This is a genomic window from Enterobacter cloacae complex sp. P43RS (assembly GCF_014930585.1).
Lineage (GTDB): Bacteria > Pseudomonadota > Gammaproteobacteria > Enterobacterales > Enterobacteriaceae > Enterobacter > Enterobacter bugandensis.
This window is the reverse complement of sequence record NZ_JADBRJ010000009.1, coordinates 74,019-85,675: the sequence shown is the minus strand read 5'-3', so window position 1 is coordinate 85,675 and position 11,657 is coordinate 74,019. Positions and strand designations below refer to the sequence as shown.

8 protein-coding genes are annotated in these 11,657 nt (G+C 60.5%); 7 read left to right on the top strand and 1 reads right to left on the bottom strand.

Features of this window, described 5'->3' with window-relative positions; all coding sequences use genetic code 11:
• Positions 1-68 precede the first annotated feature (68 nt).
• Both guaB and guaA read left to right on the top strand, forming a co-directional pair.
• The gene (gene guaB / locus IM294_RS17560) at positions 69-1,535 is read left to right on the top strand and encodes an IMP dehydrogenase (RefSeq protein WP_014884799.1); all 1,467 of its coding nucleotides are present in this window, start codon (positions 69-71) and stop codon (positions 1,533-1,535) included.
• A 66-nt stretch (positions 1,536-1,601) separates the two neighbouring features.
• Positions 1,602-3,179 (top strand): glutamine-hydrolyzing GMP synthase, encoded by a 1,578-nt coding sequence (guaA, locus tag IM294_RS17555; RefSeq protein WP_003860599.1) that lies wholly within the window; start codon positions 1,602-1,604, stop codon positions 3,177-3,179.
• Positions 3,180-3,235: 56 nt separating this feature from the next.
• On the opposite strand, the gene IM294_RS17550 is transcribed toward guaA, so the two are convergent.
• Entirely contained in the window at positions 3,236-4,066 is an 831-nt protein-coding gene (locus IM294_RS17550) for a MurR/RpiR family transcriptional regulator (RefSeq protein WP_008502123.1), read from the bottom strand.
• A 292-nt stretch (positions 4,067-4,358) separates the two neighbouring features.
• Between IM294_RS17550 and IM294_RS17545 the strand changes: the two genes are divergently transcribed.
• The 5 genes from IM294_RS17545 (at position 4,359) to IM294_RS17525 (ending at position 11,650) form a co-directional block, all read left to right on the top strand.
• Positions 4,359-5,864, top strand: coding sequence for a CoA-acylating methylmalonate-semialdehyde dehydrogenase (locus tag IM294_RS17545; RefSeq protein WP_193360371.1), 1,506 nt, complete (start codon positions 4,359-4,361; stop codon positions 5,862-5,864).
• An 11-nt stretch (positions 5,865-5,875) separates the two neighbouring features.
• Complete coding sequence (gene iolD / locus IM294_RS17540) at positions 5,876-7,801, top strand: 3D-(3,5/4)-trihydroxycyclohexane-1,2-dione acylhydrolase (decyclizing) (RefSeq protein WP_126818696.1); 1,926 nt, start codon at positions 5,876-5,878, stop codon at positions 7,799-7,801.
• Positions 7,802-8,106: 305 nt separating this feature from the next.
• Positions 8,107-9,093, top strand: a complete 987-nt coding sequence (gene iolG, locus IM294_RS17535) for an inositol 2-dehydrogenase (RefSeq protein ID WP_041908740.1) — start codon at positions 8,107-8,109, stop codon at positions 9,091-9,093.
• 31 nt (positions 9,094-9,124) lie between these two features.
• A complete protein-coding gene (locus tag IM294_RS17530) occupies positions 9,125-10,054 on the top strand; it encodes a sugar ABC transporter substrate-binding protein (RefSeq protein ID WP_041908742.1) in 930 nt (309 codons plus the stop codon).
• A gap of 48 nt (positions 10,055-10,102) precedes the next feature.
• Complete coding sequence (locus IM294_RS17525; protein WP_126818698.1) at positions 10,103-11,650, top strand: sugar ABC transporter ATP-binding protein; 1,548 nt, start codon at positions 10,103-10,105, stop codon at positions 11,648-11,650.
• Positions 11,651-11,657 lie beyond the last annotated feature (7 nt).

The window sequence follows — 11,657 nt, the reverse complement described above, 5'->3', positions numbered from 1 at the left end:
GATGCAATCGGTTACGCTCTGTATAATGCCACGGCAATATTTAACCACCCAGGTCAGAGATATTGCCCATGCTACGTATCGCTAAAGAAGCACTGACGTTTGACGACGTCCTCCTCGTTCCCGCTCATTCCACCGTTCTGCCGAATACTGCCGACCTCAGCACGCAGTTGACGAAAACCATTCGTCTGAACATTCCTATGCTCTCCGCGGCAATGGACACCGTGACTGAAGCGCGCCTGGCTATCGCCCTGGCACAGGAAGGCGGCATTGGCTTTATCCACAAAAACATGTCTATCGAGCGTCAGGCGGAAGAAGTTCGCCGCGTGAAGAAGCATGAGTCCGGCATCGTGTCCGACCCTCAGACCGTTCTGCCAACCACTACCCTGCACGAAGTGAAAGCCCTGACCGAACGTAACGGCTTTGCCGGCTACCCGGTAGTGACCGAAGACAATGAACTGGTGGGCATCATCACCGGTCGTGACGTGCGCTTCGTGACTGACCTGAACCAGCCTGTCAGTGTCTACATGACGCCAAAAGAGCGTCTGGTGACCGTCCGCGAAGGCGAAACTCGCGACGTGGTGCTGGCGAAAATGCACGAAAAACGCGTTGAGAAAGCGCTGGTTGTGGATGCGAACTTCCACCTGCGCGGCATGATCACCGTTAAAGATTTCCAGAAAGCAGAACGTAAACCGAACGCCTGTAAAGACGAGCATGGCCGTCTGCGCGTCGGCGCTGCCGTAGGCGCGGGTGCAGGTAACGAAGAGCGCGTTGACGCGCTGGTGGCGGCGGGCGTTGACGTCCTGCTGATTGACTCCTCTCACGGCCACTCCGAAGGCGTGCTGCAGCGTATTCGCGACACCCGTGCAAAATACCCTGACCTGCAGATCATTGGCGGCAACGTGGCGACGGGCGCAGGCGCTCGCGCGCTGGCTGACGCCGGCTGCAGCGCGGTGAAAGTGGGTATCGGCCCTGGCTCCATCTGTACCACCCGTATCGTGACCGGCGTGGGCGTTCCACAGATCACCGCGGTTTCTGACGCGGTTGAAGCGCTGGAAGGCACCGGTATTCCGGTTATCGCTGACGGCGGTATCCGCTTCTCTGGCGATATCGCGAAAGCCATCGCCGCGGGCGCTGCTGCCGTAATGGTAGGCTCCATGCTCGCTGGTACCGAAGAATCCCCGGGCGAAATCGAACTCTACCAGGGCCGTTCTTACAAATCTTACCGTGGGATGGGCTCCCTGGGCGCGATGTCCAAAGGTTCCTCTGACCGTTACTTCCAGACCGATAACGCTGCTGACAAACTGGTACCGGAAGGTATCGAAGGCCGCGTGGCCTATAAAGGCCGTCTGAAAGAGATCATTCACCAGCAGATGGGCGGCCTGCGTTCCTGTATGGGTCTGACCGGCTGTGGTACCATTGACCTGCTGCGTACCAAAGCGGAATTCGTACGTATCAGCGGTGCGGGTATCCAGGAGAGCCACGTTCACGACGTGACGATCACCAAAGAGTCCCCGAACTACCGTCTGGGCTCCTGATAAGTTTCCGCGCCCGGCTTCTGCCGGGCGCTTTGTTTTGTTTCACTTGCCTCGGAATTAGCGTCAATGACGGAAAACATTCATAAACATCGCATTCTCATCCTGGACTTCGGTTCTCAGTACACTCAGCTGGTGGCGCGTCGCGTACGTGAACTGGGCGTTTACTGTGAGCTCTGGGCGTGGGATGTCACGGAAGCACAGATTCGCGAATTCAATCCAAGCGGCATCATCCTCTCCGGCGGTCCGGAAAGCACCACCGAAGAGAACAGCCCGCGCGCGCCGCAGTACGTGTTCGAAGCGGGCGTACCGGTATTCGGCGTCTGCTACGGCATGCAGACCATGGCGATGCAGCTGGGCGGTCACGTAGAAGGCTCTAACGAGCGTGAGTTTGGCTACGCGCAGGTTGAAGTCGTCACCGACAGCGCGCTGGTGCGCGGTATCGAAGACTCCCTGACCGCAGACGGCAAGCCGCTGCTGGACGTGTGGATGAGCCACGGCGACAAAGTCACCGCCATCCCGTCCGACTTCGTGACCGTTGCCAGCACCGAAAGCTGCCCGTTCGCCATCATGGCGAACGAAGAAAAACGCTTCTACGGCGTGCAGTTCCACCCGGAAGTGACCCACACCCGTCAGGGTATGCGCATGCTGGAGCGCTTCGTGCGTGACATCTGCCAGTGTGAAGCCCTGTGGACCCCGGCAAAAATCATCGACGACGCCGTTGAGCGTATCCGCCAGCAGGTTGGCGATGACAAAGTGATCCTCGGCCTCTCCGGCGGCGTGGACTCCTCCGTCACCGCGATGCTGCTGCACCGCGCCATCGGCAAAAACCTGACCTGCGTCTTCGTGGACAACGGTCTGCTACGTCTGAACGAAGCGAAGCAGGTCATGGACATGTTCGGCGACCACTTCGGTCTGAACATCGTTCACGTGGAAGGCGAGCAGCGCTTCCTGGACGCGCTGAAAGGCGAAAACGATCCGGAAGCGAAACGTAAGATCATCGGCCGCGTGTTCGTGGAAGTGTTCGACGAAGAAGCGCTGAAGCTGGAAGACGTGAAGTGGCTGGCGCAGGGTACCATCTATCCGGACGTGATCGAGTCTGCGGCATCCGCCACGGGCAAAGCGCACGTCATCAAATCTCACCACAACGTGGGCGGCCTGCCGAAAGAGATGAAGATGGGTCTGGTTGAACCGCTGCGCGAGCTGTTCAAAGACGAAGTGCGTAAAATCGGTCTGGAACTGGGTCTGCCGTACGACATGCTCTACCGTCACCCGTTCCCGGGTCCAGGTCTGGGCGTGCGCGTGCTGGGCGAAGTGAAGAAAGAGTACTGCGACCTGCTGCGTCGCGCGGACGCGATCTTCATCGAGGAGCTGCACAAAGCTGACCTGTACAACAAGGTAAGCCAGGCGTTCACCGTGTTCCTGCCGGTTCGCTCCGTCGGCGTCATGGGCGATGGCCGTAAGTACGACTGGGTTGTTTCCCTGCGTGCGGTGGAAACCATCGACTTCATGACCGCGCACTGGGCGCACCTGCCGTATGACTTCCTGGGCCGCGTGTCTAACCGCATCATCAACGAAGTGAACGGTATTTCCCGCGTGGTGTACGACATCAGTGGTAAGCCACCGGCTACGATTGAGTGGGAATGATTTCCCTCTGAATTAACACCCAAACCCTCTGCCTGCGCAGGGGGTTTTTTATTGCCTTATTTCCCTTCACCCAACCGATACGCCAGCGCCACCACCAGCGACTGCACCAGGCACAGCGTTGCCGACTGAGACCGGAACGCATCCACCTGCGCCTCTTTCACCACAAAGCAGAGATCGCTGAACGTTGCCAGCGGGCTTATCTGGCTGTCCGTAATCACGATCTGCCGTGCGCCGACGCTGGCGGCGGTTTCGCTGACCATCACCGTCTCTTCCGCGTACGGCGAGAAGCTGATCGACACCACGATGTCGCGCGCCTTAATGCGGCTGATCTGCTCGCGCAGCATCCCGCCCATGCCGTCGAGCAGGATAGGGCGGCACTCCAGATGGCTCAGGGCGTAGGTGAGGTAGGCCGCGACGCTAAACGAGCGACGCAGTCCGGCGATGTAGATAGTGTCGGCGTCGGCCAGCAACTGTACCGCGCGCTCCAGCATTTCCGGCTCGGCGCGGGCGGCCAGCTGCTGTAGCGCCTGCGCGTTCGAGCGGGCGAACTCCTGCAGAATATCGAGCGGCGTTTCCGGCACGGCCTCGCTCTCCATTTCGCGGAACAGCCGCGCGCGGTCGCTGTAGCTGGCCGTCTCCTCCACCAGGTTCATGCGAAACAGCTGTTTCATTTCGTTGAAGCCGGTGAAGTCAAAGGCGTTGGCAAAGCGGATCAGCGTCGAAGGCGGCACGTCGGCGCGCTCGGCAATGACGGCAACCGTATCAAAGGCCACGCTGTTGGTGTTATCCAGCACGTAGCGGGAGACCTGCTGCAGCCTCTTGCTCAGGCTATCGTAGCGATCGCGGATTTGCTGCTGCAGTTCGTTCAGGCTGGTTGCTGTCGTCATGTTATCCCCCAAATACAGTCTGATGATTCTAAACGCAAAACCGCGTCTTTTAAATGTCGGCCATCCATCTGGCAGCAAAAATGAAACAGAAGCTTCAGTCATTTCCTCGCCCGAAATCCCTTAATAGCGCACGCAGCGTCAGTGTTGCTGGCTGTTAACATAAAAATCCATCCTTGATCACAATAATCATCATTTATTTTATTTCAACTTAAAATGGAATATTTGTTTCATATATAGTGTCCAGTACACAGCGTTCAGGTAACAGTCACGTATCAACAGCGAGAGGTTAAGGATGGAGACGGTAGCGAATTTTATTCACGGCGAATGTGTCACCGGTTCAGGCCAGCGCGTTCAGGCGATCTTCAACCCGGCCACCGGCGAGCAGATCCGCCAGGTGGTGATGAGTACGGCACAGGAAACGGAGCAGGCGATTGCCGCCGCGCAGCAGGCGTTTCCCGCGTGGGCGCGCCAGGCTCCGCTTAAGCGCGGGCGCGTGATGTTCCGCTTCAAGGCGCTGCTGGAAGAGAACATGACGCGCCTGGCCCGCATCATCAGCGAAGAGCACGGCAAGGTTTTCTCCGACGCGGTGGGCGAACTGACCCGCGGCCTGGAAGTGGTGGAATTTGCCTGCGGTATCCCGCATCTGCAAAAGGGTGAACACTCTGCGAACGTCGGTACCGGCGTCGACAGCCACTCGCTGATGCAGCCGCTCGGCGTCTGCGCCGGGATCACGCCGTTTAACTTCCCGGCGATGGTGCCGATGTGGATGTTCCCCATTGCGCTGGCGACCGGGAATACCTTCGTGCTGAAGCCGTCGGAAAAAGACCCTTCTCTCGCGCTCGCGCTGGCGCAGCTGCTAAAAGAGGCAGGCCTGCCGGACGGCGTCTTCAACGTGGTGCAGGGGGATAAAGAGTCCGTTGACGTGCTCCTGACCGACCCGCGCGTGCAGGCGGTGAGCTTTGTCGGCTCCACGCCGATTGCCGAATACATTTACCAGACCGCCTCCGCCCACGGTAAGCGCTGTCAGGCGCTGGGCGGCGCGAAAAACCACTGCATTTTAATGCCGGATGCTGACATGGAGATGGCGACCAACGCCATCATGGGTGCGGCCTACGGCGCGGCGGGGGAACGCTGCATGGCGCTCTCGGTGGTGCTGGCGGTGGGGGATAAAACCGCCGATGACCTCTGCACCAGGCTGGAAAAACAGATTGAAGCGCTGCGCGTCGGGCCGGGGCTGGACCAGACACCGGAAAACGAAATGGGGCCGCTTATCTCCTCCGCGCACCGCAGCAAGGTGCTGGGCTATATCGACAGCGGGGAAGCGCAGGGGGCGAAATTGCGCGTGGACGGGCGCGGCTTCAGCGTGAAGGGCCACGAGCAGGGCTACTTCGTCGGGCCGACGCTGTTCGATAACGTCACACCGGAGATGACCATCTATAAAGAAGAGATTTTTGGCCCGGTGCTTTCTGTGGTGCGCGTAGCAGATTACGCCAGCGCGGTGGACCTCATTAACCGCCATGAATATGGTAATGGCTCGGCGATCTTCACCCGTGACGGCGGCTGCGCGCGCCGCTTCTGCGAAGAGGTGCAGGCGGGCATGGTGGGGGTCAACGTGCCGATCCCGGTGCCGATGGCATTCCACAGTTTCGGTGGCTGGAAGCGTTCCATCTTTGGCGCGCTCAACGTACACGGCAACGACGGCGTGCGTTTCTACACCCGAATGAAAACCATCACCGCGCGCTGGCCGGAAATGCAGCAGGAGACAGGCGCTGCGTTCTCCATGCCGACGCTGGGCTGACAGGAGGCATTATGCAAACCGAACGTATGACCATGGCCCAGGCGCTGGTCCGGTTCCTGAATCAACAGTACGTCAGCGTTGACGGCAACGAAACGCCCTTCGTGGAGGGCGTGGCGACGATCTTTGGGCACGGCAACGTGCTGGGTATTGGCCAGGCGCTGGAGCAGGATCCCGGTCATCTGAAAATCATGCAGGGGTGCAACGAGCAGGGCATTGCCCACATGGCGACGGGATTCGCCAAACAGCACCGCCGCCAGCGCATTTTTGCCGTCACCTCCTCGGTCGGGCCGGGCGCCGCCAATATGGTCACGGCAGCGGCCACCGCCACGGCGAACCGCATCCCGCTTTTACTGCTGCCGGGCGATATCTACGCCAGCCGCCAGCCGGACCCGGTGCTGCAGCAGATCGAGCAGTATCACGATCTCAGCATCAGCACCAACGACTGCTTCCGTCCGGTTTCCCGCTACTGGGACCGCATCAACCGCCCCGAGCAGCTCATGAGCGCCATGCTAAGCGCGATGCGAACGCTTACTGACCCCGCAGATACCGGAGCGGTGACCCTCTGTCTGCCGCAGGACGTGCAAGGGGAAGCGTGGGACTACCCGCTAAGCTTCTTCGCGCGTCGGGTGCACCACATCGAACGCCGTCCGCCCGATCCGCAGCGACTGGCGCAGGCGCGGGCGCTGATCGCCCGCAAGCGCCGTCCGCTGGTGGTGTGCGGCGGCGGCGTGCGCTACTCCGGCGCGCATGAGGCGTTTCGCGAATTTGTCGAGACGCTGCAGCTGCCGTTTGCCGAAACGCAGGCCGGGAAGGGGGCGCTGGTAAGTGACCACCCACTTAACCTCGGCGGCGTAGGGGTGACGGGGGGAATGGCCGCCAACCAGCTCGCGCCACAGGCTGACTTAGTGATTGGTGTCGGCACGCGCCTGACCGACTTTACCACCGGCTCCAAGGCGCTCTTTTCCCATCCGGACGTCGAATTCCTGCTGCTTAACGTGGCTGAGTTTGACGCCCTGAAGCTGGACGCCACCGCGCTGATTGCCGATGCCCAAACCGGGCTCCAGGCCTTAACCCACGCGCTCGGCGAGTATCGCAGCGGCTGGGGAGAGGCGATCGCCCAGGCGAAATCCGCGTGGCGCGATGAGTGCCGCCGCCTGTGGGATCGCCAGTGGCATCCGGACGACGCGCCCGAAGTGGCGGGGCATCTGGACGCGCAGCTGGCGGAATACGGCGAGACGCTCAACACCCGCCTGACCCAGACGCGGGTGCTGGGGCTGATCAATCAGCATGTGGAAGATAACGCCATCGTGGTGGGCGCGGCCGGTTCGCTGCCGGGAGATTTACAGCGCCTCTGGCAGGTCAAAACGCCGGACAGCTATCACCTGGAGTACGGCTACTCCTGCATGGGCTACGAGATTGCGGCGGCCATCGGCGCGAAGCTCGCCCGACCCGGGCAGCCGGTTTACGCCCTGGTGGGGGATGGTTCCTACATGATGCTGCACTCCGAGCTGCAAACCGCCGTACAGGAGGGCATTAAGGTCACCGTTCTGCTGTTTGATAACGCCAGCTTCGGCTGCATTAACAACCTTCAGATGGGGCACGGAATGGGCAGCTTCGGCACGGAAAACCGCCATCGCAGCCCGGAAACCGGGCGGCTTGACGGGCCGCTGGTGAAGGTCGACTTTGCGCAAAACGCGGAAAGCTACGGTTGCCGCGCGTGGCGCGTGAACGACGAGCAAAGCCTGCTGGCGGCGCTTGAGGCGTCACGCGCCCATCCGGGCCCGACGCTGCTGGACATCAAGGTATTGCCGAAGACCATGACCCATGACTACGCCTCGTGGTGGCGAACCGGTGACGCGCAGGTGGCAGAGTCGTCTGCCGTGCGTGAGGCCGCGGAGCAAACGCAGGCGCAGGTGAAAAAAGCCCGTCAGTATTGAGTTTTCCTGTCTTAACGAAATTTTCATTTCATTTCATTTCCCCCTCACCCTAACCCTCTCCCAAAAGTGGAGAGGGGATGGGGTGGTGCACTCTTTTCTCCCTCGCTCCTTTGGGGAGAGGGCCGGAGTGAGGGGTGAGCAGTACCTTCTTTCATGTTGTGAGATTGATAACAAAAATTATCTCATACATCTCAAAAGTGTTAACCCGCACTCAAAAACATAATTTTCACTATTTATAAAAATGAAATAAATGTTTTATTTATAGGGTCGTTAGTTCACAGCATTCACCAACACCGGGAGCCGTTATGTTTAACATTGCTTTACTGGGCGCTGGCCGAATTGGTCAGGTACATGCAGCTAACATCGCCAGCCACGGCGCGACCACGCTCTGGTCCGTGGTTGACCCGAATCAGGAATTTGCCACCCGTCTCGCCGCACAGTATCAGGCCCGCCAGCAGAGCGTGGATGAGGCGATGACCGACCCTAACGTTCACGCCGTGCTGATCGCCTCCGCCACCGACACCCACGCGGATCTGATTGAAATGGCCGCCCGCCACGGCAAGGCTATCTTCTGCGAAAAGCCGGTACACCTCGACCTCGCCCGAGTGCGCGACTGCCTGAAAGTGGTTAAAGAGTACGACGTGCCGCTGTTCATCGGCTTTAACCGCCGCTTTGACCCGCAGTTCCGCCGCGTGAAAACCGATGCCCAGGCCGGGCGCATCGGCAAGCCGGAATCGTTGCTGATCATCTCCCGCGACCCGTCTCCGCCGCCTGCGGAGTACGTGCGCGTCTCCGGCGGCATGTTCCGCGATATGACCATTCACGACTTCGACATGGCCCGTTTCATCATGGGCGAAGAGCCGGTGTCGGTGTATGCCCAGGGCAGTAACCTGGTGGATCCGGCGATTGGCGAGGCGGGGGATATCGATACCGCGTTTATCGTTCTGAAATATGCCTCCGGCGCGATGGCGACCATCGTCAACAGCCGCCGCTCCTCTTACGGCTACGACCAGCGCCTGGAGCTGCATGGCTCCGAAGGGCTGCTGTGCGCCGGCAATATTCTTGAAAACCAGGTGCAGCACTACGGCAAAGAGGGCTGCACCAGCGCGCTGCCGGAACACTTCTTCCTGCAGCGCTACAAATCCGCTTACGCCGCGGAATGGGAACACTTTGTTGCGGTCCTGCGCGGCGAAGCGGTGCCTGACTGCAGCGGCGATGATGGTGAACGTGCGCTGTACCTCGCGGATAAAGCGCTGGAGTCGCTGCGTAGCCAGCGCGAGATCGTCCTCTAAACACAACAACCCTACACATAGAGACATAATAATGAAAAAACTGATCTTAGCCGCCCTCATCGCCATGACGTCCGGGGCCGCCCTCGCCGAAAACGAGCAGATTGTTTTCAGTACGCCAAACCTGGCCATGCCGTTTGAGGTTCACATGCAGCGCACGGCGGTGAAAGCCGCGAAAGAGATGGGCGTGAAGCTTCAGGTACTGGACGGGCAGGGCAGTTCACCGAAGCAGGTGGCTGACCTGGAAAACGCCATTACCCGCGGGGCGCAGGGCTTTATCGTCTCCCCGAACGACGTGAACGCGGTCTCCAGCGCGGTGGATGAAATTCAGGATGCAAAGCTGCCGGTGGTCACCCTTGACCGCTCCGTCGACAGCCAGAAGAAAGTGCCTCACTTTGGCGCCAACAACTACAAAGGCGGCCAGGCGATTGGCGACTTCGTCAAAACCAAATTCCCCGACGGGGCAGAGATCATCCTGCTCACCGGCCAGCCGGGCTCCTCCTCCAATATTGAACGCACCAAAGGGATCCGCGACAGCCTGAAGGCGGGCGGGGATAAGTACAAGATCGTCGCCGATCAGACCGGCAACTGGATGCGTTCTGAAGGGATGCGCATCGTCGAAAGCGTTCTGCCTTCGCTACCGAAACGCCCGCAGGTGATCCTCTCCGCCAACGACGATATGGCGCTGGGCGCGATTGAAGCCCTGCAGAGCCAGGGCGTGAAGCCGGGTGAAATCCTCGTGACCGGCTTTGATGCGGTACCGGAAGCGCTGGCCCGCGTGCGCGATGGCTGGCTGGCGGTAACGGCGGATCAGCGTCCGGGCTTTGCGGTGCAGACGGCGATGAGCCAGCTGGTGGCCAACGTGCGCGAGAAGAAAGCCATCACCGGGGCCGACTACCCGCCAACGCTGATCACCAAAGAGAACCTGCAGCAGGCTGAGCGTATCGGTGAGGCTGGTAACTGATATGTCCCGAGCCGCCTCTGGCGGCTCAACATGAGGAGGAGCAGACCGATGTCGCAACCCTTACTGAAAGTGACCGACCTGGCAAAAAGCTTTTCCGGCGTCTGGGCGCTAAGCAGCGCCCAGTTGACCGTCGGCGCGGGGGAGATCCACGCCCTGCTGGGGGAAAACGGAGCGGGAAAATCCACGCTGCTGAAGGCGCTTGCGGGCGCGCAGCCGCAAACCCGCGGGGATATCTGGTTCAACGGCGAAATGCTGCCGGTGGACGACTCCCCGGTGGAACGGCAGAACAAGGGCATTATCACCATCTATCAGGAATTCAACCTGCTGCCCAACATGACTGTCGCGGAAAACATGTTTCTCGGGCGCGAGCCGCGTAAACGGAACCTGATCGTCGACGAAAGGGCGGTAAATCAGGAGGCGCAGGTCATTCTCGATTACCTGCAGCTAAACGTTGCGCCGACCACGCCGGTCGCCCGTCTGAGCGTCGCCCAGCAGCAGATGGTGGAGATCGCCCGGGCGCTGACCCTCAACGCTCGCCTGATCATCATGGACGAACCTTCCGCCGCGCTGAGCGACAGCGAGGTGGAAAGCCTGCACCGCGTGGTGCGGGAGCTTAAAAACCGCGGCGTGAGCATTATTTACGTTACCCACCGCCTGCACGAAGTTTTCCAGCTCTGCGATCGCTTCACCGTATTTCAGGACGGCCGCTTCACCGGTACCGGTGCGGTGGCGGAGACCAACGTCGAACAGCTGATCCGCCTGATGGTCGGGCGCGACGTGGCCTTTAACCGTCGCCCCGCCAGCGAAACCCATCATCAAGACAAACCTGTCCGCCTGACGGTGAAGGGGCTGAGCCGCGAAAAGCCGCCGCTGGATCCGCACGGCATCGCCCTGCACGACATCAGCTTCCACGTCCATGCCGGGGAGGTTCTGGGCATTGCCGGACTGGTGGGCGCGGGACGCACCGAGGTGGCTCGCTGCCTGTTTGGCGCAGACGCCTTTACCTCCGGGAGCTTTGAGCTGGATGGTGTGCCGTACCAGCCGCGCGACCCGCTGTATGCCCTCGACCAGGGCGTGGCGCTGGTGCCCGAAGACCGTAAAAAAGAGGGGGCGGTGCTCGGGCTGTCGATTCGCGACAACCTGTCGCTCTCGTGTCTCTCCTCGCTGCTGCAGTGGCGCTGGTTCGTGAACACCCGCAAAGAGGACGATCTGATTGAGTCCTACCGGCAGGCCCTGCAGATCAAAATGGTCAACAGCGCGCAGGAGGTGCGCAAGCTCTCCGGCGGTAACCAGCAGAAGGTGATCCTCGCGCGCTGCATGGCGCTCAACCCGCGGGTGCTGATCGTCGATGAGCCGACGCGCGGCATCGACGTGGGGACCAAATCGGAAGTGCACCAGGTGCTGTTTGACATGGCGAAAAAGGGCGTGGCGGTGATCGTGATCTCCTCCGATCTGCCTGAAGTGATGGCGGTGTCTGACCGGATCATCACCCTCAGCGAAGGCCGGGTGACCGGCGAGATCCACGGTGACGACGCTAACGAAGAACGGCTGATGACGATGATGGCCATCAACCACAACGCCCTGAACGCGGCATAACGGAGTT

Coding starts and splice junctions, on each gene's coding strand:
- guaB (WP_014884799.1), top strand. CDS start 69: ATGCTACGTATCGCTAAAGAAGCACTGACGTTTGACGACGTCCTCCTC.
- guaA (WP_003860599.1), top strand. CDS start 1,602: ATGACGGAAAACATTCATAAACATCGCATTCTCATCCTGGACTTCGGT.
- IM294_RS17550 (WP_008502123.1), bottom strand. CDS start 4,066: ATGACGACAGCAACCAGCCTGAACGAACTGCAGCAGCAAATCCGCGAT.
- IM294_RS17545 (WP_193360371.1), top strand. CDS start 4,359: ATGGAGACGGTAGCGAATTTTATTCACGGCGAATGTGTCACCGGTTCA.
- iolD (WP_126818696.1), top strand. CDS start 5,876: ATGCAAACCGAACGTATGACCATGGCCCAGGCGCTGGTCCGGTTCCTG.
- iolG (WP_041908740.1), top strand. CDS start 8,107: ATGTTTAACATTGCTTTACTGGGCGCTGGCCGAATTGGTCAGGTACAT.
- IM294_RS17530 (WP_041908742.1), top strand. CDS start 9,125: ATGAAAAAACTGATCTTAGCCGCCCTCATCGCCATGACGTCCGGGGCC.
- IM294_RS17525 (WP_126818698.1), top strand. CDS start 10,103: ATGTCGCAACCCTTACTGAAAGTGACCGACCTGGCAAAAAGCTTTTCC.